The 24,870-nt window shown below is 39.8% G+C and carries 25 protein-coding genes and 1 riboswitch; of the genes, 11 read left to right on the top strand and 14 right to left on the bottom strand.

What is annotated here, in order from left to right; genetic code table 11:
* Position 1: 1 nt before the first annotated feature.
* From feoB to thiT, 3 genes are all read right to left on the bottom strand, one after another.
* A complete protein-coding gene (gene feoB, locus ACNQGS_RS06325; protein WP_491486590.1) occupies positions 2-2,005 on the bottom strand; it encodes a ferrous iron transport protein B in 2,004 nt (667 codons plus the stop codon).
* A complete protein-coding gene (locus ACNQGS_RS06320; protein ID WP_213116719.1) occupies positions 2,006-2,230 on the bottom strand; it encodes a FeoA family protein in 225 nt (74 codons plus the stop codon). It abuts the gene before it with no gap.
* A gap of 140 nt (positions 2,231-2,370) precedes the next feature.
* Positions 2,371-2,958, bottom strand: coding sequence for an energy-coupled thiamine transporter ThiT (gene thiT, locus ACNQGS_RS06315; RefSeq protein ID WP_213141098.1), 588 nt, complete (start codon positions 2,956-2,958; stop codon positions 2,371-2,373).
* Positions 2,959-3,030: 72 nt separating this feature from the next.
* Positions 3,031-3,138, bottom strand: a riboswitch (TPP riboswitch).
* Between the two features lie 165 nt (positions 3,139-3,303).
* On the opposite strand from thiT, the gene ACNQGS_RS06310 reads away from it, so the two are divergent.
* The 5 genes from ACNQGS_RS06310 to ACNQGS_RS06290 all read left to right on the top strand — a co-directional run bounded on the left by ACNQGS_RS06310 (position 3,304) and on the right by ACNQGS_RS06290 (position 7,635).
* Positions 3,304-3,858, top strand: coding sequence for a GNAT family N-acetyltransferase (locus ACNQGS_RS06310; RefSeq protein ID WP_491486589.1), 555 nt, complete (start codon positions 3,304-3,306; stop codon positions 3,856-3,858).
* A gap of 170 nt (positions 3,859-4,028) precedes the next feature.
* Positions 4,029-5,336, top strand: a complete 1,308-nt coding sequence (locus tag ACNQGS_RS06305) for a hemolysin family protein (protein WP_491486588.1) — start codon at positions 4,029-4,031, stop codon at positions 5,334-5,336.
* A gap of 146 nt (positions 5,337-5,482) precedes the next feature.
* On the top strand, positions 5,483-5,917 hold the full coding sequence (locus tag ACNQGS_RS06300; protein ID WP_423801429.1) for a MerR family transcriptional regulator: 435 nt from the start codon (positions 5,483-5,485) through the stop codon (positions 5,915-5,917).
* 62 nt (positions 5,918-5,979) lie between these two features.
* Positions 5,980-7,335, top strand: coding sequence for a hemolysin family protein (locus ACNQGS_RS06295; RefSeq protein ID WP_491486587.1), 1,356 nt, complete (start codon positions 5,980-5,982; stop codon positions 7,333-7,335).
* 114 nt (positions 7,336-7,449) lie between these two features.
* The gene (locus ACNQGS_RS06290; RefSeq protein WP_213116725.1) at positions 7,450-7,635 is read left to right on the top strand and encodes a hypothetical protein; all 186 of its coding nucleotides are present in this window, start codon (positions 7,450-7,452) and stop codon (positions 7,633-7,635) included.
* A 49-nt stretch (positions 7,636-7,684) separates the two neighbouring features.
* Here ACNQGS_RS06290 and ACNQGS_RS06285 read toward each other — a convergent pair whose 3' ends face one another.
* Positions 7,685-7,981, bottom strand: a complete 297-nt coding sequence (locus ACNQGS_RS06285; RefSeq protein ID WP_241114024.1) for a hypothetical protein — start codon at positions 7,979-7,981, stop codon at positions 7,685-7,687.
* A gap of 234 nt (positions 7,982-8,215) precedes the next feature.
* Here ACNQGS_RS06285 and ACNQGS_RS06280 point away from each other — a divergent pair, with 234 nt between their 5' ends.
* The 4 genes from ACNQGS_RS06280 (at position 8,216) to ACNQGS_RS06265 (ending at position 11,127) form a co-directional block, all read left to right on the top strand.
* A complete protein-coding gene (locus ACNQGS_RS06280; RefSeq protein WP_491486586.1) occupies positions 8,216-8,512 on the top strand; it encodes a HesB/YadR/YfhF family protein in 297 nt (98 codons plus the stop codon).
* A gap of 148 nt (positions 8,513-8,660) precedes the next feature.
* Positions 8,661-9,221 carry a DUF3939 domain-containing protein gene (locus tag ACNQGS_RS06275; RefSeq protein WP_491486585.1) on the top strand — a complete coding sequence of 187 codons (561 nt, stop codon included), beginning with the start codon at positions 8,661-8,663 and terminating at the stop codon, positions 9,219-9,221.
* Positions 9,222-9,353: 132 nt separating this feature from the next.
* Positions 9,354-10,610 (top strand): DUF445 domain-containing protein, encoded by a 1,257-nt coding sequence (locus tag ACNQGS_RS06270; protein WP_491486584.1) that lies wholly within the window; start codon positions 9,354-9,356, stop codon positions 10,608-10,610.
* A gap of 148 nt (positions 10,611-10,758) precedes the next feature.
* Complete coding sequence (locus ACNQGS_RS06265; RefSeq protein WP_491486583.1) at positions 10,759-11,127, top strand: cytochrome-c oxidase; 369 nt, start codon at positions 10,759-10,761, stop codon at positions 11,125-11,127.
* Between the two features lie 104 nt (positions 11,128-11,231).
* Here ACNQGS_RS06265 and ACNQGS_RS06260 read toward each other — a convergent pair whose 3' ends face one another.
* Positions 11,232-12,035, bottom strand: coding sequence for a 5'-nucleotidase, lipoprotein e(P4) family (locus tag ACNQGS_RS06260; RefSeq protein ID WP_491486610.1), 804 nt, complete (start codon positions 12,033-12,035; stop codon positions 11,232-11,234).
* A 216-nt stretch (positions 12,036-12,251) separates the two neighbouring features.
* Here ACNQGS_RS06260 and ACNQGS_RS06255 point away from each other — a divergent pair, with 216 nt between their 5' ends.
* Together ACNQGS_RS06255 and ald are read left to right on the top strand one after the other, a co-directional pair.
* A complete protein-coding gene (locus ACNQGS_RS06255; RefSeq protein ID WP_491486609.1) occupies positions 12,252-13,427 on the top strand; it encodes a PucR family transcriptional regulator in 1,176 nt (391 codons plus the stop codon).
* 131 nt (positions 13,428-13,558) lie between these two features.
* Positions 13,559-14,692: an alanine dehydrogenase gene (gene ald / locus ACNQGS_RS06250; RefSeq protein WP_491486582.1), complete on the top strand. Its 1,134-nt coding sequence runs from the start codon at positions 13,559-13,561 to the stop codon at positions 14,690-14,692.
* 33 nt (positions 14,693-14,725) lie between these two features.
* Here ald and ACNQGS_RS06245 read toward each other — a convergent pair whose 3' ends face one another.
* The 9 genes from ACNQGS_RS06245 to ACNQGS_RS06205 form a co-directional block, all read right to left on the bottom strand.
* Entirely contained in the window at positions 14,726-16,066 is a 1,341-nt protein-coding gene (locus tag ACNQGS_RS06245; RefSeq protein WP_491486581.1) for a UDP-glucose dehydrogenase family protein, read from the bottom strand.
* A 26-nt stretch (positions 16,067-16,092) separates the two neighbouring features.
* Positions 16,093-17,562 carry a hypothetical protein gene (locus tag ACNQGS_RS06240; protein ID WP_491486580.1) on the bottom strand — a complete coding sequence of 490 codons (1,470 nt, stop codon included), beginning with the start codon at positions 17,560-17,562 and terminating at the stop codon, positions 16,093-16,095.
* Between the two features lie 68 nt (positions 17,563-17,630).
* Positions 17,631-18,554: an FTR1 family iron permease gene (locus ACNQGS_RS06235; protein ID WP_491486579.1), complete on the bottom strand. Its 924-nt coding sequence runs from the start codon at positions 18,552-18,554 to the stop codon at positions 17,631-17,633.
* Between the two features lie 39 nt (positions 18,555-18,593).
* Complete coding sequence (locus ACNQGS_RS06230; protein ID WP_491486578.1) at positions 18,594-19,349, bottom strand: hypothetical protein; 756 nt, start codon at positions 19,347-19,349, stop codon at positions 18,594-18,596.
* Positions 19,350-19,449: 100 nt separating this feature from the next.
* Entirely contained in the window at positions 19,450-20,211 is a 762-nt protein-coding gene (locus ACNQGS_RS06225) for a glycosyltransferase family 2 protein (RefSeq protein WP_491486577.1), read from the bottom strand.
* Positions 20,171-21,664: an alkaline phosphatase family protein gene (locus ACNQGS_RS06220; RefSeq protein ID WP_491486576.1), complete on the bottom strand. Its 1,494-nt coding sequence runs from the start codon at positions 21,662-21,664 to the stop codon at positions 20,171-20,173. The genes ACNQGS_RS06225 and ACNQGS_RS06220 overlap by 41 nt, the downstream gene beginning before the upstream one ends.
* Before the next feature lie 2 nt (positions 21,665-21,666).
* Positions 21,667-22,599: a lysylphosphatidylglycerol synthase transmembrane domain-containing protein gene (locus ACNQGS_RS06215; protein WP_491486575.1), complete on the bottom strand. Its 933-nt coding sequence runs from the start codon at positions 22,597-22,599 to the stop codon at positions 21,667-21,669.
* Positions 22,583-23,536 (bottom strand): NAD-dependent epimerase/dehydratase family protein, encoded by a 954-nt coding sequence (locus ACNQGS_RS06210; protein ID WP_491486574.1) that lies wholly within the window; start codon positions 23,534-23,536, stop codon positions 22,583-22,585. The genes ACNQGS_RS06215 and ACNQGS_RS06210 overlap by 17 nt, the downstream gene beginning before the upstream one ends.
* A gap of 98 nt (positions 23,537-23,634) precedes the next feature.
* Positions 23,635-24,810, bottom strand: coding sequence for a hypothetical protein (locus ACNQGS_RS06205; RefSeq protein ID WP_491486573.1), 1,176 nt, complete (start codon positions 24,808-24,810; stop codon positions 23,635-23,637).
* Between the last annotated feature and the right edge of the window lie 60 nt (positions 24,811-24,870).

Raw genomic sequence — 24,870 nt, 5'->3', positions numbered from 1 at the left:
TTTATACCAGACCAAACAGCTTGCCGCCCTGATAAATAATCAGTGATAAAACATAGGCAATGATTAATGCATACAGAATCGCGAAGGCTGTCCATTTTTTTGAACCTGTTTCTTTATAAATAGTTGCGGTAGTGGCCAAGCATGGAATGTACAATAAAATAAAGACCATAAAGCTGTATGCAGCAAGCGGTGTATAGTAATTTGCCAGCAGCCCCTGCAGACTCGAATCAGTCGGCACAAAATAAATAATGTTCATGGTCGAAATGATTGCTTCTTTGGCAAGGAAGCCGGTAATTAAGGATGCTGCCGCCTGCCATGTTCCAAAGCCAATCGGGGCTAATATTGGGGCAATGACACCGCCGATTGCCGCAAGGAAACTGTCATCCATTTCCACCTTCAGGCCGCCCGGCCCTGCATAGGATAAAATCCAAATGAAAACAGAACCGGCAAATATAAACGTACCTGCTTTACGAACAAAACCCTTGCCTTTATCCCAGGTGCTTCTCCATAAGGATTGAAACTGCGGCAGCCGATATGGCGGCAATTCAATGACAAATAAGGAAGTCTGCGATTTTAACATGGTCGATGAAAAGATTTTTGCTAAGATTAACGCGACTACAATCCCTAATACATATAAGCTTAAGACAATAAAAGCTTTATGGGTCGCAAAAAATGCCCCGACAAATAAGGCATACACAGGCAGACGTGCTGAGCAAGACATTAACGGAGTCAGCAAGATTGTTAACAGCCGTTCGCGCGGTGTTTCGATCGTTCTTGCCGCCATGATGCCCGGAACATTACAGCCAAACCCAATCATCATTGGGATAAATGCTTTCCCGTTCAACCCAACCGATTCCATAATTCTGTCCATAACCAACGCGACGCGGGCCATATAGCCGGAATCCTCTAATAACGATATGAAAAAGAACAAAATAAAAATCTGCGGTACAAAAACAAGAACACCGCCAACCCCCGCAACTAATCCTTCAATAATCAGCGCATGAATAAAGGAAGACGCATGAACAGCCGTCAGGGCTTTTTCAATACCAGCCGCGACCGGTCCTGTCAATAACCCATCCAGTGCATCCGACATCGGCGTCCCCAGCCAATCAAATGTCAGCATAAACATTAAATACATAAGCAATAAGAAGATTGGCATACCAAGATATTTATTGGTGACAATGCTGTCAATTTTTTCAGATAATGGCACGACACCATCACGTTTACTCGTTGTTTCAGCAATAATTTTTTCAATCGCTGCTTTTCTTTTCATATAAATAAAGTTTGGTAATGTTTTTACGTCATACGATTTTTTGATGGACTCTTCCAATTTAGCTGAAATAGCTTCAAGTTTTTCGCCATCCACAATTCGCGTTACGTAATTTTTTACGTATTCATTTCCTTCAAAATACTGAATCGCCAAGAAGCGTTTTGAATGCTCCGTTTTCCCAGCCAGTTCCTGAGCTAGGTCGGCAATTGCTTTTTCCACTTCCACACCATAGTTTACAAGGTTCTTTTTCACCGGCGTAAACGACTTTGTGGAAATAGTATCAACTAATTGATCACAGCCCTTACCGCTTCTGGCGACGACGGGTACAACCGGGACACCCAGTTTTTCCGAAAATTTCTCGGCATCAATCATAATCCCGCGCTGACTAGCGACATCAATCATATTTAAACCAATTAAAAGCGGCTTTTCAAACTCTAGCAGCTGCATAGTTAAATGTAGATTCCGTTCTAATTGAGATGCATCCAATATATTCAATAGCCGATCGACGGAATCGTTTAGAAAAAAGGAAGTGACGACTCCTTCATCTCTTGAAAGCGGGTTTAGTGTGTAGACACCCGGCAAATCTATTAATCTGCCAATATTATTTTTGAAAACGCCAACTTTCTTTTCAACCGTTACTCCGCTCCAGTTGCCCACATACTCATAGGAACCTGTGAGGTTATTAAACAATGAAGTTTTTCCAGTATTCGGGTTTCCAATTAGAGCAATTTCCATTTATATTCTCTCCACTTCAATCTGGACGGCTTCCTTGCGGCGGATACCGACGCATTGGCCGCAGGACTCAATCATAATCGGGCCTCCAAAAGGCATAACGCATTTCACACATATTTCCGATCCTTCGGTAATTCCTAAATCAAGCAGACGTCTTTTCACAAGGTTCCCAACATGGGAAATATCAACAATTTTCCCCTTTTCCCCTGCTTTCAAAGATGTAAACATATATTATCACCCAATCCGTTTTAATTGAGAATGATTATCTTTCTATATTGTCATTTTACACCTAAATTTTTAAAAAAAATATAAAAAGTTGTGACAAAAAAAGAAAAAAAGAAAAGCACTTGGCTTTTCTTCATTAAATGTTATTGATATTTAACAACCATTCTTTTCGGCATAGCCGCAAGGACTAAAACAACGATTATGGCACTGATGATAAAGTTTGGCAGCATATAAGTTCCATTATAAATCAAGGAATACACGGCTACCGGCTGGCCTTTAGGAGCATACTCGCCAAAGAAAGCAATTCCGGAATAAACATGACAGATATACCGAAGCAGGCTTCCCAGGAACGTTCCTATCACGGAATAAACCATCCAGCTTCCTTTATTCCCCTCTTCAAGAGCGTTCTTAACCTGGCGGGCAAAAATTCCGGCAAAGCCGAGAACCGTAAACGCAATAAAATAATCAATAATTCCCTGAATAATCGTGTAGATTTGCGCAAAACCAAGAATGAATTGCAATAATCCCAACAAGAAGCCAGTTAATAAGCCGCCCTTAATTCCCCAGCGATACGCCATAATAAAAACCGGAACCATCGCAATGGAGATTGATCCTCCTTGCGGCCAAATTTTCAAGGACAAAATACTAGCAGCTAAGTCTAATAAATATGCAAGTGCCGAAAAGACGGCAACCTCTGTGATAAAACGTGTACTGCTTCCTTTTTGATTCACACCATTTTCCCCCTTATTTATAAAAAATAAAAAAGCAATGCAAGACGTAAGGATTGTCTGCATTGCTTTCAAATATCGGCAAAACCACATCCCTACGCTAGCGTTAACTAACAGGTTCATAGGGTCAGAACTCGAGCGTTCACTCTCAGCCGCTAATGTGCAGCTCCCCCTGTGGACTATTTACTTGTTTACATAACGAATGATACTACTGTTTAAAAGGTTTGACAAGGAAAATATTACAAACACGTTGCAAATCCGGACCTGTTTTTTTCCCAAAAAAACAGCATCACAGCCCAAACCCAATTTGCATAGTATACAGTAAAAAAATTCCGGGAGTTTCGCCCTATGTTTACTTTAAAGGTTGATCATGAAATTGAGCTTCTTGTCTTTCAACGTCAACATGCCTTACAGCTTTATCAGCTTATCGAGGAGAACCGTGACCATTTGCGAACATGGCTTCCCTGGGTCGATAGCATGACCAATCCTTATCAATTTGAAACTGTGATCCCCCATTGGCTGAATCAATTGGCAGAGGGCAGCGCCTGCAACCTTGGCATCCTTTATAAAGGAAAGCTTGTCGGGTCAATCGGACTTCATCAAATTGACTGGTACAATAAAATGGCCAGCATCGGTTATTATTTAGCCAAGGATGCAGAAGGTCATGGGATTATGATCCGCTCTGTTCATGCCGTGCTTAATTATGCATTTTTTGATTTAGGCTTAAACCGGATTGAAATCCGCTGCGGCGTAAACAACACCAGAAGCCGCGCTATTCCCGAAAAACTAAGATTGCGAAAAGAAGGTATATTAAGGGACGGAGAACATTTGAACGGTTATTTCCACGATATTATCGTATACAGTATGCTAGCCCGCGAATGGCAGCAGCCCTCCTCGTTTTAAACTCTTTCACCAGCTGCCAGATGGCGGCTTTTTTATTGATTTTTTCATTAATTTGCTCAAGAAGCATTTTTTTGAAATAATAAAACTATATACAAATACGGGAAAGCCGTAAGAAGAAATAGATTATTTTGTAAGTGAGGTGGCATACCTTACGCATCGTAAGGTACCCAATGATTTGGATAAATATCTTGATAATAGCTCTGCTCATACTGTTTACTGCATTTTTTGTCGCATCAGAATTTGCGATTGTCAGAGTACGGACAACCAGAATCGACCAATTGGTTGCCGAGGGCAATAAAAAAGCCGAAGCCGCCAAGAAAGTCATTTCCAATTTGGATGGATATTTATCGGCCACTCAGGTCGGAATTACGATTATATCCTTAATCTTGGGGTGGCTTGGCGAACCAACAATTCGAATGCTGTTAAAACCTATCTTGGATTGGCTGGAAATTCCGGCTTCACTAGGGCATATAATTTCCGTTATTTTTTCGTTTATTGTCATTACCTTTGTCCATGTGGTCATTGGTGAATTATCTCCAAAAACGTTTGCAATACAAAAATCGGAGGAAATTATCCTGCATGTTGCCAAGCCAATGATTTTGTTCTATAAGCTGATGTACCCGTTCATATGGGCGTTAAACCACTCAGCCCGTTTTGTTACGGGCCTGTTTGGAATTAGGCCTGCCTCGGAAAATGATATCGTCCTTTCCGAAGAAGAATTACGGCTAATTTTATCACAGAGCTATAAGAGCGGTGAAATTAACCAGTCGGAATATAGCTACATGAATCGGATCTTTGAATTTGATGATCGCATCGCCAAGGAAATTATGGTGCCACGGACAGAGGTCATCACCTTTTCCAAAGATGCCTCTCTTAATGAAATTATTGAAACTGTCCAGGAAGAAGGATACACCCGTTATCCCGTCATTGATGGGGATAAGGATAACATTTTAGGTGTCGTCAATATCAAGGAGGTGCTGACCGACTGCATCCAGCAGAAATGCAGCGGCGAAGAACCGCTTACTACTTACATAAAGCCTGTTATACATGTAATTGAAACTATCCCGATTCAGGAGCTTTTAGTAAAACTGCAAAAAAACCGCTCTCATATGGCGGTTCTATCCGATGAATATGGCGGTACAGCCGGGGTTGTCACGGTCGAGGATATCTTAGAGGAAATCGTTGGGGAAATCAGGGATGAATTTGATTTGGATGAAGTACCCCTTATTCAGAAAAAGGGGGAGAATCATTTTATTTTGGATGGTAAAGTCCTCATCAGTGAGGTCAACGATATTTTAGGCACAACCCTTGAGGACGATGATGTTGATACCATCGGCGGATGGTTTTTGACCCAAAAATTTGATGTCCAAAAAGACGATATACTCGAAAGAGATGGTTTCACCTTTCAAATCAAAGAAATCGACGGCCACCATATCGGCTATATAGAAGTAAAAAAATCACCTGCGTCTCCTGAATAAGGGGACATTTTTTATTTTTTAAATATTTTGACATTAATATTCATATTACCTATAATTCTCCATAAAATATAGTTAACAATGCCTATAATAACCGAAACGTTTGACTGTACGGTTTAAATTCTCTATAATATTGTTAATTTATATATATGTCGAGGTGGTATGATGGGGCTGTTTATCGAATTGGCGAATTAGCGGAAAGAGCAATGGTTTCCAAGAGAACAATTGACTACTATACGTCTATTGGACTGCTCAAAGCAGATCGATCTGAGTCCAATTACCGCATCTATACTGACGAGTCATTACATGATTTAAAGTTTATCGAAGAATGCAAAAGTCTGCATTATCCATTAGACGAGATTAAGAGAAAACTAGAAATACGGAAAGAAGGCAGCATTCAGGCTTCAGAAGTGGAAAAACATGTGTGTACGCTGACCCAGCAAATGCTCAAGCTCCATAATGATTTATTTGACATCATCCCCTTTCTTGAAGAATTGGATGCGAAGCAAAAAGAGAAGCTTTCCAATAACCTGAGTCTGCTTAGAACTGCATTATTGAAATCGCTTTTAAAGGTTTCAAGTTAATCTTTGAAAATACCAGGAGGTGACTACCTTACTCGTCTAAACAACGAGTTAAGGGAACTTATTTGGACATATTTAATTTGGTTTTAATAGCCATTTTAATAGCATTAACTGCTTTTTTTGTAACTTCAGAGTTTGCGATTGTGAAGATTAGAAGTTCAAGAATCGATCAGTTAATCGAAGAAGGAAGTTCGAAGGCCGTTTCAGCCAAAAGAGTGATTTCAAATTTAGATGAATATCTTTCTGCCTGTCAGCTTGGAATTACCATCACGGCTCTTGGGTTAGGTTGGATTGGGGAATCAACGATTGAACATTTGCTTGGTCCTCTCTTCATTTCATTGAATCTTCCCGACAATGCTGTAAAAATATTATCCATTTCGATTGCATTTGGAACAATTACCTTTTTACACGTCGTAGTCGGAGAACTTGCGCCTAAAACATTGGCCATTCAAAAAGCAGAATGGATAACACTTAAGGTAGCTCGCCCGCTCATTCTCTTCTATAAAATAATGTACCCGTTTATTTGGGTATTGAACGGATCCGCTCGAATTATTTCGAGAATCTTTGGGCTTAAACCTGTTTCCGAAAATGAAATCGCTCATACGGAGGAAGAGCTTCGAATTATCTTATCGGAAAGCTATAAAAGTGGTGAAATTAACCAATCAGAGTTCAAGTATGTAAATAAAATATTTGATTTTGATAATCGAATTGCAAAAGAAATTATGGTACCGCGAACCGAAATCGTCTCATTGTCTAAGGACGACTCGCTCGATGCCTTTTTATCAACGATCCGGGAAGAAAAATTCACCAGATATCCTGTAATCGATGGGGATAAGGACCATATCGTTGGGATTGTCAATGCCAAGGAAGTCATGACTGATTTTATCGGAAACGAACAGCTTTCTGCACAAACTCTCGAAGGGTATATCCGTCCAATCATCCGTGTAATTGAAACGATTCCTATTCATGATTTGCTTGTAAAAATGCAAAAAGAGCGAATGCATATGGCGGTTTTAATGGATGAATACGGCGGAACTTCAGGTTTGGTAACGGTAGAAGATATCCTTGAAGAAATTGTCGGGGAAATTCGCGATGAATTTGATATGGATGAGATTCCTGAAATTCGCAAGATCAAGGAAAATCATTATATTATTGATTCAAAGGTTTTAGTGAGCGAAGTCAATGATTTATTGGGCGTCGAAATTAATGACGAAGATGTTGATACCATCGGCGGCTGGATTTTAACCGAGAATTACGATGCCAAAGAAGGCGACGTTATTGCACATGAAACGTACACCTTTAAAATTATTGAAATGGAAGACCATCATTTAAAATATATAGAAGTCATGAAAAGTATAAACGACGGTGAACCAACAAACCTCAAGCAAGTGTCTTTATCCAACTCGGAGGTTCTTTACTAACATAATTTAAACAAACCTTTTACAGGTTTGTTTTTTTTGTCCTTTAAATCAGGACAATTGACTCATTCCAACATTGTCTTGCCTGCATATCCTGCTATCAAGGAGGGGATGAAATTGAACCAAACTGCTATTCTTTTCTTGGCCTGTATTTTGGCTGGCTTCGCCTTAGTTAAAATGCCGACCATTTCATTTTTAGCTAGCCTGTCATCATTATTTCATGTTATCGGTGCACTTGCCATTCTCATTTTCGCACTAGCAACACTTTACCTTGGTGCTAAAGCTTTCTTCAAAAAGCTGTAAGCGCATTCGCCTCTGGATAGAAAAAGACCAGTGTTGAACTGGTCTTTTTTTATTTTGACTTTAAAATCAAAGTTTCTTCTTCTACTTTTGCAATTTTAATAAGGTGGGAATCAAGGCGGCGATTGATATGCTGGATATCATGTATTTGCGATTCCTCAATCCGTTCTAACACTTCTTTAATATCGGATAAGTCGATTTGGTTAACAGCGACGCGATGTTCTATACTATCCATTTTCTCTAATCTTGAAAGTCTTTGTTCAATGTTCTCTAAAGTTTTGTTAAATGTATTTATTAGTGACTTCATGTCGTTTACGTTCTCATTTAATTTCTCAAACTGCTTTTCCATCAACAACATCCCCTTTCATGTGGTTATCATATCACCATTTTCACCATAAAGATGTTACAAAAACAGTAACTCTATAATCAAATGGTTAAAAATGAACTTTTTATTACAATTACCCCCAAAAATAGCTTCATGTGAATATTATCATAGGCAATTTCCAAGAAAAAACGTAATCTTTTAGTAAGTAAGGATAATTCTTTGGAATTGTCACCTCATAGAAAAGGTTGGTGTTTGAATATGTTAATTTCTATTGATGAAAAAGCAGTAACATGGTTTGCAGGAGAATTCGAATACACAAGGCCCTTTAGCGTTCGTCTGTTCCCGCAATATGCCGGCTTTGGCGAAAAGCACAAAGGCTATAGTCTTGCATTTTCAATTGAAACACCATCAAACTCTGGGTTCTCGAAAGAAGTTAATGGAATGAACTTCTATATAGAAGAAAATGATTTATGGTTTTTTGAGGATACCGAAACCTATTTATCCGTTGATGATTTCCTTAAAGAGCTACACGTGATATACAAGGATGTAAATTAATCTTCGAGAAGCATATTAAAAGGTATCCAGCCAGATGGATACCTTTTTGTTTTATCCAAAAACCCTCGACATTATCACCAAGAAATGGCAGAATTTTATGAGATGGATATAATAATTTTATAATACAACCATATAAAATAAGGGGGGCATGAACATTTTAATTTGGACGATTTTAGGGATTGGAATAGGCGGAGCTGCCATTTATTTATTCTTAAAACTTACTGGCCATAAAAAGGAACATAAGGTTCCAGTCAAAGGTACAACGGAGGAAATACAACATCCGATTATTGATGCAACGTTAGAAGAAATAAAAAATAGCGTTCGTGATTTTTCAAACAGATTACCTAAAGGGGTTTACAGAACCATACTTGTCAAGGAGGATCACTCCATCGATTTTAAACAGCTTGCCCATCTTCTTGGCGGGATTCCTGAAAGAAAATACTATATGTCGAAGGAAACCTATGAGATATTTGAAGAACACGAAAAGCATATCCCGGGGGAAATGGACATTGTCCAAAAAGCAGTCGACCTATATGTCAAGGAGCACAATGAATATCCGATGCTGCCGTTTGACCCGGAGCGTAGAGTAAATTATTATCAGCTAATCCAGGACAAATATTTAAAATCAGCTCCAGAAATACAATTCTATATTACTGATTTAGATGGGCTGATTACCCACAAAAAGCCCGCGAAAAAAACCTCCTCTTAAGCCTACGAGAAGGTTTTCTTCTTTCTCAACAAGAATAGGATTTTTAGATAGGTTTTTTTTTGCTTTTTTTTCTACAATATTGAGATAATAGCATTATGACTTTATCTTTATGAAAAAATGAGGGGTACAATAATGGTTAATAAGAAAACAAATACACGACATCTGGCTACCATTTCATTAATTATTATGGCAGCCGGATTTCTTGCTACAATTCCCATGCCGCCATCCATTTGGAGAACAGTTCTCCAAGGCGGTTTTGAAGCAGGGCTGGTAGGTGGCCTTGCCGACTGGTTTGCCGTGACGGCCCTTTTCCGGCATCCGCTAGGGCTGCCAATCCCGCATACTGCACTTTTGCCGAAAAATCGCAGTAAAATTATCGCAAAAATCATCTCGATGCTGGAAAATGATTGGCTGACGAAAGAAAGTATCCAGCAGAAAATAAACAATTTCCAGTTCACGGAGAAAATTTTTTCACTCATCAATGAGGAAATACACGGAGACAATCTAAAAAAGAATAGCATTAAGGTTATTAAACATTTAATTAAGATGGTAAACCTGCAAAAAATTGCCCCGGTCATTGAAAAGGAGCTAAAATCTCAGCTGAATAGCTTAGATACAAAGCATTATCTCCCTCTCCTGATTGACCAGGTTACAGTCAGAAAATATGATGAAAAAGCACTTGATTTGGTACTGAAGGAAATTGATGTTTGGGCCAAAAAGGATAGCACTAAATATCGTCTCGGCGGAATTGCTGTGGAGATGATTGAAAATATTCCAGCCGACGGGATTATGCAGTTTGCGATCCGATCATTTAGCAATCTGGTGAATGAGGAAAAGCTGGGCAATATCATCCAAAATCTAATCATTAAGGGTGTCGATAGCTTCCGTGACCCCTTTAACCAAAACAGGCAAACCCTATTGATTCACATTCACCAGAAACTTGAGAGCCTGAAAAGTGACGAAAAAATGTATGAAGAATTGGAACGCTTTAAATCCCAATTGATAACAAAATGGGAACCTGAAGAAAAAATCAACGAATTCCTGGCGAATGCTCAAGCTAAAGCACTGGATTTTGTTGAAGACCCTATTTTCTACGATGAATATCTTCTTCCTTTCATAAAGGACGGACTAAGTGAATTCGGTTCAAATCAGGAAAAGATGGGACAGCTTGAAGCTTGGATTAAAATGCAAATTGCCGGGTTTGTTGATAAAAACCATTCCAAAGTCGGCAAACTGGTCGAAGAAAATCTTGAAAAGCTGGATAATAAAACGCTCATCCACATGATTGAAACCAATGTAGGAAAAGACCTGCAATGGATTCGGGTCAATGGAGCATTGTGTGGTTTTCTCATCGGGCTGGCGCTAGTTGGAATAAAAGCATTGTTTTAAATGTAAAGCACCTTTCGGGGTGCTTTATTTTTATTACTTTAGTACCAGAGTAAATCCGTTCTCGTCCTCGAAAATGATAGTTCTACAATGAAATAGTCCTACATATTTACTACTATAGTCATTATTTTTAAGGGAGGTAGGTAGGAAAATGGGTGTAAAGTTTATTAAAGTTTCTGTTTGCTACTTTGTCATTGGAGTATGCCTTGGAATGTACATGTCGATGACGGAAAACTTTAATTTTACTCCAGTTCATGTCCATATTAATTTATTAGGATGGACAGCGATGACGCTTGCCGGTCTTATTTATGTTGCCTTTCCTCAAGCCGCGGAAACCACATTAGCAAAAGTTCACTTCTGGCTTCATAATATTGCCCTTCCTGTCATGATGATCTCACTGGCACTGCTGGTTTCAGGTAATGAGTCTTCCGGTCCAGGTGTTGCTGCTGGCGGAACATTAATGGTCCTCGGTATCATCCTTTTTGCCATCAATATCCTTAAGAATGTAAAAGCAAATTAATATTCTGGCCAAACATAATAAATTTCCTGCATTTATTCTGATAGTCCTTCTAAAATTTCAATAAAAAGCGCTGCGGGCTTTTCCGCAGCGCTTTTTAAATGAAATTATGGTTCAAAGCTTTGAAGGTTATCTTTTCTTATTTTCATATAGTCTGCAGGAGCCTTCTTCAAATCATAATCGTAAATGGCCCCTTCCCAATCCCCATACATTGGATTTGGAAAGACGATAAACTTACTGCCGAACTCGGCATTTATTCTGTCAACTGACTTCATCCTATCTGCAGCGGATAATTGATCAAATCCTTTAAAATCCCCGAGATTATCCCCAAATAACAGGACAATATCGTAATCTTTCGCTACCTGTTCACGCCGTATTTCCTTGCCGATTTCTTTTTCCTGCTGTAATAAAACATGCTCCTTATCCGCTTTCGGAGCGCCGACCATTTGTAAATTTTTGATGGTCACTTCCTTGTGTGCTTCCTTGCGGTTGGAAATATAGAAGATCTCCACTCCCCTTGATTCGGCATACTTCAGGAAATCCAGCGCACCTGGCAGAGGCTTTGCTTCCGCCCTGTTAAACCAATCACTCCAATCAATGGGGTCTCCTTTTCCGGTTTGAACCATCCAGGCATGATATGGACTGTTATCCAGTACCGTTTCGTCAATATCAAGCACGATCGCTGGTTTTAACCCATTCCTTTTAGGCTTTTTGGAAAGAATTTCATCCAGTCTTAGTTTCCCAAGGTAGTACCCTTGATAATATAATGCCTTTGCCTCACCAGACTTTTGAAACCATAAGACTGACATGGTATTCTGCCCATACAGGCTTTCAAGCGGACTTTTTTCAGTCTGCGCTAAGCCAAGTGAATTTGGGAAAATCAATAAATACAAAGCAGCAGCAAATAACATGGTCAGTTTCCTCAATGTACATACCTCCTTTACGCATATAATTTTAGTATGCGAAAAAAATTAAGCATTCAACCTTATCTTGTAATTTTGTAAAATAAAACAAAGAGCATTATATAACAGAAAAGTTTTCCTACATAAATGGAGGTCAACAAATTGGAAGGTAATCGATATGACCCTTTTAAGGCTGCTTTTGATAGTTTAGATGAATTTGCCGACATGATCAGCCAGGTGCTTAAATGCCCGATTACGATTGAAGATGCGAACCATCGTCTGCTTGCCTATAGCACCCATGACGAGCGAACGGATCCAGCACGAATTTCCACCATTATTGGCCGCAGAGTACCTGAAAAGGTTATTAATCAATTATGGAAAGAAGGAACCATTCCTGCCCTGCTTAAAACCAAGGAACCAATTCGGGTAAAAAACATGGAGGATATCGGTCTTGGTCATCGGGTCGCGATTTCGATCTGGAAGCAGGATGAGGTATTAGGATTCATTTGGGCCCTTGAAATCGATCGGTCATTAACAAACGAGGATTTTACCTTATTAAAAAATGCTGCGGACGCAGTCAAAAACAAACTGCTGCAGCTTCAGACCAGAAAAAATAAAAAGGAAGAACGTACCCAGGAATTCTTTTGGAAACTGTTAACCCGGCATTTGAACTCATCTAGGGAAATTATGGAGCACTTCCATTCTCTACAAATAACTCCCGCTAAATTCTTTGCCGTGCAGGTTTACAAACTGCCGCACAACATTACAACCAAAGATGAACAGGCTATTTCCTATTTATTAAAGACAACTCAGCGGGTCAAAATTTTGCTTTATGCCATTGATTGCAACCTGCTGATCTTACTGGCCGCAGCTGATTATTTTGAAAACCCGATCCAAGAACTAGATCAATTTGCAAAAATGTTTGCTGCAAAATTAGATGACCGATTCGGAATTAAAGAGATTACCCCCGCCTGCAGCGGCATTTATGAGGATTATTCAAAAATCAGCAAAGCTTACGACGAGGCAAATGCTGTAATAACGGTAAAAAACAAATTCCCTAAGGAAACAAAAGACATCATTAACTATCAAAAATTGGGGATTTATCAGTTATTTGATTTGCTTTTAGAAAAAAGAAGAAATGAAGAATACGAGAACTATTCCTTAAAAATGCTTCACGAATATGATCAAAAACATAACAGCAATCTCATTGAAACATTGGAGAGTTTCTTAAACTTTGATGACAATATAAACGATGCAGCGAAGGATTTAAATGTCCATGCCAACACTTTGGCCTATCGCTTAAAGCGAATCTCCGAAATTGGCGACATTAATTTTAAAGACCCTAATCAAAAAATGATGCTCTACCTTGATTTAAAGCTTAATAAATACAAGGGGATTTAAACAAAACTTTTTGTGAAAATCCCCAAAAAGTTAAAACATTATTTTTCTTTCCTGACAAAGAAATTCTTCCCTAAACCTTTTATACTTTATCCATAGGATTTTTGATTGAAGATTAGGGAGGAATTAACAAGATGATTATCGGGGTACCTAAAGAAATAAAGAATAATGAGAATCGAGTAGCACTTACTCCAGCAGGTGTTATTTCATTTATTAATGCCGGCCACACGGTTTTAATCGAAAAGGACGCCGGAATTGGAAGCGGTTTCAATAATGAATCGTACGAAAAAGCCGGCGCCGAAATTATTAATAGCGCCGAACAGGTCTGGACAAAAGCGGATATGGTTATGAAAGTCAAAGAGCCGCTCGCTAGTGAATATCAATACTTCAGGCAAGGGCTGATTTTATTTACCTATCTGCACCTTGCTGCTGAGCCTGCTTTGGCACAGGCACTTAAAGATAAGGGCGTCATTGCAATTGCCTATGAAACCGTATCGGTAAACAATACACTTCCATTGCTAACGCCGATGAGTGAAGTGGCTGGCCGAATGGCTGCCCAAATCGGAGCCGCATTCCTGCAAAAAAATAACGGCGGCCAAGGGATTCTGCTTGCCGGTGTACCAGGAGTAAACCGCGGAAAAGTAACCATCATTGGCGGCGGTGTTGTCGGAACAAATGCAGCTAAAATGGCCATCGGCTTAGGTGCTGACGTAACGATTATTGACCTAAGTGCGGACCGCCTGCGCCAGCTTGATGATATTTTCGGAAATCAAATTAAAACATTAATGTCCAATCCATATAATATTGGAGAAGCGGTTGCTGAAGCTGAACTGTTAATTGGGGCAGTGTTAATTCCAGGTGCAAAAGCGCCTAGGCTTGTCAAAGAAGAAATGGTGAATGCAATGAAGCCGGGGGCCGTTATTGTTGATGTGGCAATTGACCAAGGCGGCATCGTCGAAACAATTGATCACGTAACTACCCATGATAACCCAACCTTTGAGAAGCATGGAGTTATTCACTACTCTGTTGCCAATATGCCAGGTGCGGTTCCTAGGACCTCTACCATTGCCTTAACGAATGTTACGGTTCCTTATGCCCTTCAAATTGCGGGTAAAGGCGTTTGTAAAGCGATTTCGGAAAACCCAGCATTGAAACTTGGCGTAAACGTGGCAAACGGAGAAATCACTTACGAGGCAGTTGCCCACGATTTGGGATATGCTTATGTCCCTGTTGAAATCGCATTAGAAAAGGAACTTTCCTCAAAATAATCATACGCCTGCTTACAAAAAGGAAATCCCCTTTTAACTTACGGGATTTCCTTTTTTCATTTTTCCATATACACTGGGTCTGCCAATTGAGTGATATTCGATTGGATATTTTTCGACGACATCAAGATGAAAGCAATTTCTTCCATCAAAAACAATCGGCTGTTTCATGAGTTCAGAAAAGGTGTTTAGGTTAATCGTTTTAATTTCCTCCCAATCCGTTACGACCAACGCCAAATCAGCCCCCCTAAGTGCTTTATTTAGTGAATTTGTATAGGAAATGAGCTCCCCTAATTCCAATTTGGCATTCTCTATTGACACAGGATCAAAGGCAATGATTGAGGCCTCCTCCTTCACCAACTGCCTTGCCAGCTTGATTGCCGCACTCTCACGGACATCATCTGTATCAGGTTTATAGGCAAGTCCCAATATCGCTACTCTCTTCCCTTTTAAATTAGAAAATCTTGTCTGTGCCTTATGAAATAGTCGTAATTCCTGCCTTCGATTAATCTGCAATGCTTCCTCCAGCAGTTTGTTTGGCTCTCCTGCCTTTTGGGCCATATTAACAAGTGCCTCGGTATCTTTCGGAAGACATGAGCCGCCAAAACCGATGCCGGCATTTAAAAACGACAGCCCAATCCGATTGTCCATCCCCATTCCCATTGCTACATCTTCAATATTTCCTCCGATTTGTTCGCAGTAATTGGAAAGGGCGTTCACATAACTAATTTTCAAGGCCAAAAATGCATTAGCAGCAACCTTAATTAGTTCTGCACTGCTTGTATCTGTTTTCATAATTGGAATGCCAAATGGCTTATATAAATCCTCTAAGCAATTTAGGGCATACTCACTCTCCGAACCGATAATAATCCTGTCCCCATGAAACATATCGTGAATAGCTGAACCTTGACGAAGAAACTCCGGGTTTGCCGCAATGTGGAAATTAAGCTTTTGGGGACTGTTTAAGTTAATCCATTCCTTAATCTTTTCACTAGTTCCGGCTGGAACGGTACTTTTCGTTACAATAATGACATCTGGACGAACAATGGATTGGCCGATTTCGATTGAAACTTGGTTAATATATTGCAAATCTAACAATCCATCTTTTGTTTTTGGCGTTCCCACAGTAATAATGATGATTTCCGCATCTTTATAGCCCTCAGAAGAACTAGCTGTAAATGAAATCCTGCCCGCCTCTAAATTTCTCTTTAGCATCTCTTCCAAGCCAGGTTCATAAATCGTTGATTTTCCTTTTTTGAGGATTTCAACTTTAGTCGATTCTTTATCAACACAAATGACCGAATGACCAATCTCCGCTAAACAAACCCCTGTGACTAGTCCAGCATATCCTGTTCCTGCAATCGCAATTTTTTTCAATGCTTAAGTCCTTTCTATTACAACCATTAATGGTCGATCCATTTATATAAGGTTATTTCGTTATAAACTGGGTCATAAAGCTCTCTTGACTTGAAGCTCTTCAGCTTTTTTAACTTCCCCTTAACGGAACCCCCCTGTGAAACAAACCCTTTTACTACTTTATCCGTCAGCAGCACCGTTCTTCCTTGATAGTATTTTGTTTCCATTTGAAATAATTGGTACGTGTTAATCCTTTTGTGGGTGTACGGTGCATGTAAATATTGCAATACCCGTGTTTCCTCCCATGTGTATAGAATAACCGGTTCATTCATTTTTTCAATATACGCATTCATTTGATAAACGGCAGGCTGTTCAGCCGCTTCCGCTTTTAATAACTCCACACTTTTTACAGCTTGAACTCCAAGCAAAATAACGGCTATGACGGTGATGAACCAGGGAGTCCTTTTTGCGAACAGCTGAAAACAAAGATAGAAAATAAGCAGAACCGCAAGCGGGAGGATATGCCTTGGTTTCTCAATATTTTGTGCCAGCAGTGCCCATAAAAAATAACTGAAAAACAACAGATAAATTAAATTCACAAAAAGCTTTCTTGCTTCATGCTCGAATTTGGGTCTCCTGCTAACTCCTATCTTTATAAACAAGCAAAGATAAATAACAGCAATTATGTAATCTTTTGCGGCAATACCTGTCCAAAGAATATTATCCCATAAAAATATCGAACATCTCTTTAAAAAACTAATCTCAGATGTTTCGACTGCTCCGCCCCAATCTGTGAAATGGCCACTTGTAAAGGCTAAAGAAAGCTTAATAAAACCTGTCAGACTTCCTTCAGAGATGATCAGAGCGACAACCCAGCAGGCCTGAAAGACAAGCCCAAAGAGAGCATAATAACCGGCCTCTTTTAATGTTAGAAGCCCATTTTTCCATTTCCAATAAAACAAGAACAAGATGCCCAATGCAAACGGCAGATAGGAAAGACGGATACCTAGCATGATACTTAAAATGCCTAATGGCAATAAAATAAGGGAGGAATTGTGTCTTTCCATAGCTAATGTAAGACCCCAAACATACCACCAAAGGACAGCGAGCGCCGCCCCTTCTGACATCGGCTGATTGACCATGATCACAATATAGGTTTGCGAAAAAATGATCGCCGTTGCCAGCCATGAAAAGTGGACAGGCAGTAATTTTCGAAAGAGCCGATAAATCGGAAATAGCGAGCTGGCATAAGCCAGGATATTAAACATGGTCAGGGCCTCTGCTGGATTTTCTAAAAAAGGATAAAGGATTTTTCCACCCAATATAAAGAAGGGATATCCAGGAAAATGGGGCTGCATAGCCATTAAATCAAAACGAATCAACGCCAGGGAAAAATCCACCTGATCCCAGGTTGAGGCGAATGGATTTAAAAAATAAAGCTGGGAGGCAATCACAGTTATGATCGTTACCATGCTTAACACCATTAGAAATCCACGCTTGAATCCTGTTAACTTCATATAATCACCTGCTTTTGGTAAGAGAAAAAGTACAAGGCGTCCGCCTTGTACTTTTAAGTTTCGCTGAACTATTTTGCCTGTGGTTTAAGCAGTTTGGCTGATTTGGCCGCTTCTTCCTTTTTTGCTTTTACCGGAGCATTTTTTGATGAAGTAAGCAATAAAATAACGACAAAATAACCAATATAGGCAAGTACCTCTTCAATCGAAGGCATCGATGAATAGCCGAATAATGCCTTCAAAAAGATGCCAAAATCCCCAGAAAGGAGCGGCGCAGTACCATGATCACGAAGATAATGGCTATAGTCAATCGGATGCTCAGGTAAAAACCAGGTAAGGTCATATACATGTGGAATGACACTACCGATAATGTTTAAATCCTGCATCATCGAAATCGCCTGTACCAATAACCCTGCGGAAATTAAAATAATAAATGCACCCGTCAGTTTAAAGAAAGTGCTTAATGGAATTCTCATTGTTCCTTTAAAGAAGAAATACGAGACGACAGCGGCAATGATCACCCCAGTTATTGCACCCCAGCCCTGCATTGCAGCGCCAATGTTACCGCCGGTAATTGCAGCAAAGAAAAATACCGTTTCAATTCCTTCTCGAAGGACGACCAGAAAGGAATGAATGACCATGCCAACAACGTTGCCGGTCGTAATAAACTTATTCATTTTCCCTTCCATGTTTCCTTTTAAATCACGAGCATGACTGGCCATCCAAAACACCATTTGCGTGAGGAGGACGGTTGAAACGAGCATAATCCCTATTTTCAGATACATCTCGCTTCCCATTGCCGCAAATCCAGTAAACACTACCTGGAATAACAGGGCCGCCCCGAAGCTCGCCAGGACGGCAAGGCCTGCTCCCAACCAGACATATTTTGTGTATTGCTTTTGGTTCACTCTTTTTAAATAGGTCGTAATAATCCCGACAATGAGCAATGCCTCTAAAACTTCCCGAAATGTTATCAGCAGCGCTTGAATTTCCACAGCCGCCTCTCCTCTCTCCAAAGGTGTCTTTTCGTTTTATTATTTCCTTCTTCTTCGAACAACAAATATGACAACTGCAATGATCACTGCAGCAATTAAGATCAGCGGAATCCAATTTCGAATATTCGAAACATCTGTCCAATCCTTTTTTCCGCCAGCATTAGATTCTGTAGCACTCTCAGAAAAATGTCCTACATCAAGGCTTTTTATTTTAAATTCTGTTTTTAAGGTATCCAAAATCTCATCTTTATTTTGCTTAAAGGAATCTAGACTGGCTTCCTTTTTCCCTACGCCAAACAAACCGGGGTTCCCCAATGCTTGAAGTGCCTGATCAAAATCCGCTCTGATTTTCTTATCGTTTTCCGGATGCTCAGCTTCAACCTTTGGTGACAATGCTTCGTATGTAGCAAATCCTTTAGCAAGGAGTCTTTTCGTAGTCTCATATTCTGAAAAATTATTTTCAATACTATCAAGCCGTCTCGCGATATTTAAGACAAGAAGCTTTTCCATATTATCGGTTAGCGCCTGTTTATCTTCATCAGCCAAGTTTTTCAGAATAAGCTTTGAAGGCTCAGGCCCCATATGCATATCAATTTCTTCTTGAACCGATTCATAAGACTTTTTTGCAGCTGTAAAATTTGGAGGATTCTCATCAAGCTTTACGAGCATTTCTTTGTAAACTTCAGCAACCTTCTCTTCGTTGGGGTCACCATAGGAATAGGCCTCCACCCCGCGAATGGAAAGGGCATTTATGATTAAAAAAGTAATGAAAAACAATACTGAAAATTTCTTCATTAAAAAATTTCCTCCTCCACTGATAATGATAATGATTATCATCCTCGCTGTCAATCCAATAAATTAGAAATTCACATAAATAACATAATTATAATACTTATTAATCTTTCTTATTATTCATTAACGGAAAAACACTGCCTTGTTCAAGATAAACCCTTCTCTTTTTAACAGGCCTTGTCATCTCTTTGATAATGGCCGGCAGGACTGAGGTCATATAAGCCTTAAACTTAATAAATGATTCTCCTGCTTTTCGGACCTGATAATGAATAGGAATTTCTTTCATTCGAAATCCTTTTCTTATTAAATTTAATGTAAGCACTTGGGCATAGTTATAATCATGAATGATTTCTGCCTCCATCATTGCCTGTCTAGAAAAAGCCCGCATGCCGGATTGGCCATCATAGATCCATTTCCGCAGTAAGAGTGCTTGAAGCAGCGTAAAACAATAATTTCCGAGTCTCCGGTTCCACTTCATCCCTTTAATTGTTCCCATAAACCGTGACCCCATAACATAGTCACTGGTTCCAGTTAGAATGGGTTCAATTAATTCAGGAATTTGCTCAGCAGGATACTCATTATCCGCATCAATCATGACACCAATATCAGCCTTTTTCTCTACACAAAGCTCCAATCCTTTTCGAACAGCTGCCCCTAATCCTTGATTCTTTTCAAATGTATAGATATGATCCGCTCCAGCCCTTAGGGATTGTTCAACCGTTTTATCACTGGAGCCATCATTTACAACTAAAACTTCTACTTGCACACGTGGATTAAAATTTCTAGGTATCTTTTTAATAACCTCCGCGATTGACTCTTCCTCATTATGAGCTGGAAGAAATACGATCACCTTTTGCTGCATCATTTATTAATACTTCCTTCCTAATTGCTTCGTTTAATACTGGCCCACGAGCTTTATTTGGAAACGGCGCCCCTAATAAATAGGAAATCGTTGAAGCAAGGGAAACCAGGCTGTGCTTTTCTTCGACCACCTTGCCGCTCTCAATGGCCGGTCCGTACATGAAAAATGGTACAAACCGTTCTCCTTCATCGAGGTGACCGTGCCCGCCAATACCATCCGCCTGGCCATGATCCGCACAAACGATGAACGTGTAATTTTCCAGCATTCCTTTTTCCTTCAGCCAATCATAATACTCCTTGACTAGCGCATCGGCTTCCTCAATCTTTTGAATATATTCGTCGTATAATACTCCTCGGCTATGGCCGGTTTGGTCGGTACTGATCAACTGGACGATTTGCAAATCGGGATTTTTTTCCTCCATAATCAACTTTGCTCTCTCGATAATTTTTCGATCGACAACATCGTTATGCATGACCGCCGTGAACGTATCAACATCACTGCCAAACGAATCCACCAGATGGGCAACTGCCAAAAGAGACCCCTTTTTACTAACCTTTCTTAAACTATCAAAGACGCTTTCGACCTTAATTCCCAGCTTCCACACCATATTGGATTTAATCCCATGTTCAAATGGATAGGTTCCGGTAAACATAGACGAAAAACAAACAACAGTCCGAGCAGGGTATACCGTTTCCATCCGGGCATATTCAGTACCATTTTTTCTTAAGAAATCAAGAAACGGTGTATTCGCTTCCTCAAACCTTTCCTTTCTCATCCCGTCAATGACCATCACAATCACTTTTTGATTGATTTCCCTTGAGGTTGCCACAACATTAGAGGTGTAGGTTGGAATAACCTTTGGCTTCCAATCGAAGAGATTTTTGTGAAGAATCCATGAAAATAGAAAGACTCCTACATAAAACAGGATAAGCTGTCCGATTTCAGCCCCTGACCATGTATGTTCTGAAAGCGAAAAATTCCATAGGGATAATAATAAAAGAAACTTTGGCAGCTGTTCCTGGGCATTGCCACTGGTAGAATCGCTATTTTTCAAGACAAGCTTCCAAAAGCGGGTAAAATTAAGCCATGAGGTTCCAATTCGTAAATGATAATAAAAGGTGCCCCAAAAAAAGACGGTAAAGAAAAAATATAATCCTACTGCCGTAAAGAGTAATCCTAGATTCACGTTGTTCCAAATAATAAGATAGGCAACTAGCGGAATCCATAAATAATTTCTTAAAAATAACGGAAAATCAAATACGTAATAGATCACAAGCAATGGCAAAATGGCTAACAAGCCTAGCAAAAAATCGGCTAGGAAGCCGGACTTTCCAAAGTTTGCAACCGAGTAAATCACCATTGTCCCAACTGTAAAAATTGGTGTAAAGGGCTTCCCTTCATTCAAAAGATTCCAGCATCTTGCTGCTGCTTTTTCAAAAGATGATGCTTTTTTCATTCTTATAATCCTCTCCTTACTAGGATTTCTTTAATTTGTTTGATTTTTGACACAGGGGAATGGAGGAGCAGCAACATTCCAGCCAAATAAGAAAAGACAAATTTATAGCTGTGACTGACAATGGCTGCCATATAGCCGTCTTTAACAGAAAAATGAAAAGTCGTTAATGCAGCCGTCATGACAGATTCATATGTAGAGATGCCACCAGGTGTAATTTGAAAAATTTGTCCGCCAACGGTAATCGAGTTAACCCAAATAGCCTTAAATATCGAAAGTCCACTGCCCATGGAAGCAGTAACGCCCCATATTACCGCGCCTTCTAGTGCCCAGCTTACGGCAATCATAAGAAAAATAAGCAAGGCTTTCCTTCCTGATAGGTTGGTTTTAACTAATTGGATTTGCCTGTGAACAAACCTGGGGAGAAACCTCCACAACAGGATGCCTCCTACTAGACAAGCAATGGCTGAAATAACAATGAACAGGATTGAATACCGGAAAACAAACGCCTTTGCAAAAACAATCAAGCCAATAAAAGAAAAAAACAAGAGCATAGCCAAATCTATAGAGCGAAGGACGACCACGGATTGGAGGGATTCCCCCGGGCTCACCTGTTTTTCTCTTAAAGACAAAATGCCTATCCTTACAGCATCGCCAAGCTTGATTGGGGTAATATGGTTAACGAATAGACTTAAGAGCACTCCCTCGAGGCAGCTATTAAATCTGACTCTATTCCCAAAATACAATTTCCAGGCTTCGGCCCTGAGTATAAACGATAAACTATAGCAAATCGTCACCCCAATAATCAGATAAGGGCTCTCCCAAAAGAACCGTTTCGTTTCTTCTAAAAATTCTCCAACATGAAAATAGCGGATGGACAAATAAATAAAGATTCCAAAAAGAATGACCCCTGCTACGTATTTAAATCTCTTTTGCATGCGCCTTTGCCCATTCAATTGTTCTGCTCAGTCCATCAGTAAATGACATAGACGGGTGAAAGCCAAGCTCGCCCTTAGCCTTCGAAATATCTGCCCATGTTGATTGGACATCGCCCTGACGAAAGTCATCATGTTTGACCCTCATTCCGGGGAAAAAACCACGCAGCTGCTCGATTAACTCTTCAATCAGGATTGGGCTGCCTGAACCAATATTAAAAATTGCGTATTGATCCTTTTGCTGAAACGCACTAATGATTCCTGCAACGCAATCATCAATATATGTATAGTCCCTGGCTGTTCTGCTGCCAAATATGACGATTTCCTGGTCAGCCATCAACTGTTTAATAAATTTCGTGATCGCCATATCCGGACGTCCCCATGGGCCATAAACTGTAAAAAAGCGGAGAATCGATACCTGATAATCATAAATGGTCGAGTAGGCATGACAAAACGCTTCTGCGCCGTACTTAGCCGCCGCATACGGGGAAACGACTGTTCCATTAGCCATGTCTTCTTTTAACGGGATGTTTTGCTGGTCACCGTAGACGGACGATGACGAAGCGAAAATAAACTGCCTGGCACCTGCTTCACCAGCCAATCTTAATGCGTTAATAGTTGCCTTGATGTCATAATCCACATACTCATTCGGAACCAAAATCGAATTGGGGACTCCTGGAATGGCAGCTAGATGAATGACCGTATCAGGCTTAAATAAATGAAAAAGGTCTTTTACTTCCCCTTCATGATGAATCAGGCTCTTCTGATAAAAGGAAAATTCCCCGGCATGTTTGATCATTTCAAGCTGCCGCTTTTTCCTTTCAACGGAGTAATACGGGTGTAATTCATCAATAATGAGCACTTGGTGCCCTTCTTTTATCAACCTGCTTGATAGGTGAGAACCAATAAACCCTGCTCCACCAGTGACGATTATTTTCAAGTAAAAACACCTCTACAACAGAGTAATATTCCCATTTTCTCATAACCGAAAACAAAAGGAAAAACCTTGCGTCTTTAACCAAGGTTTCTCCTTCAAGATTATTTCGCTTTGTCTATAATGCTGTTAAGAGAAGCAATAAGTTCGTCAACCTGTGTTTCCCCGGCAGCTTTATCTTTCGCTTTTGCCGTTTCCACATATTTTTGCGCTTTTTCCGTTAAAGACTTATACTCAGCTTCGCCAATAAGACCTTTGATATCATCACCGATAACATCTATAAATAGAGCTCCCTCTAAGCCAGTGATGACTCCTTTATCTTCACCAATCGCTTCTTTACTTTCTTTGTATTCATCAATGGCAATTTTCGCAAAGCCACGAACAAATGCTTTATTAACAGCGGCTGGATCAATTGTTTTGGCATCTGTTTCAAGATTAAATTGCTTTTCAATTAATAAAGTTTCAGCAGCAGCATGCTTGTTTAAGTAAGTATAAATGGATTGGAAGAAAGCCCATCCTTCAGCCTGTTCAACCTTTGCAAGAGCAGCATCCTTCTGTGCTTCAGCTGCTGCTTTTGTTGCGTAGCCGTTTGGAAGCGCACCGGTTGCAAGATAGAAGGTCTTCATTAACGTCTTATCAATTACTTGCTTACCTAAGTTTACTGCCAGTTGGTCATTATTCTTAATACCATTTTCTACTTCGCTAAAGCCGCCCTCAATGGCGCTTACCATGTTTGTTCCATAGGCAGCATCACGCTTTTCAACAGTCGATTTGATAATGGCATAGAATTCTTTTGCTTCTTCAACCTCTTTATTCACTTCTTCTGTTTTACCCCAGTTTTCACCAATTTCCGTGAATTCATGTTTGATTGTTGTATAGAATACCTTTTGCATTAATTTATCAAAAATTTGCCTTACAACCACTTTGTCCATGGATCCGTCTTTACCTGCTGCTAAAGAGGCTGTAATTTTTTCATCCAGAGTATCTTGGAATTCCGCATCACGCTGTTTAACTAATTCTTGTAAATTAGCTTTATACAATTCTGTTACTTTATTAAAATCTACTTCTTTGCCTTCTTTGGCTTTATCAAGCTCAGCAATAGCTTCTTTATAGGTATCTGCATAGTTTGCTTCTTCTTTTTCTGCAGCTTCTTTCTTTTCAGCCTGCTTTTCTGTATTCTCAACCTTTGGCTTGTTTTCTGTCTCTTCCGCTTTTCCACATGCACCAAGAATAAGTGAGATGGCTGCAAGTGATGTAATAAGTTTCAATTTTAGTGACATGTTGTAACTCCCCCGATTAATTTGGTTATGTAAACCATTTATTTGATAATGATTATCATT

The organism is Neobacillus sp. PVCKKU3, assembly GCF_058323225.1.
This window is presented reverse-complemented; position numbering and strand designations above follow the sequence as displayed.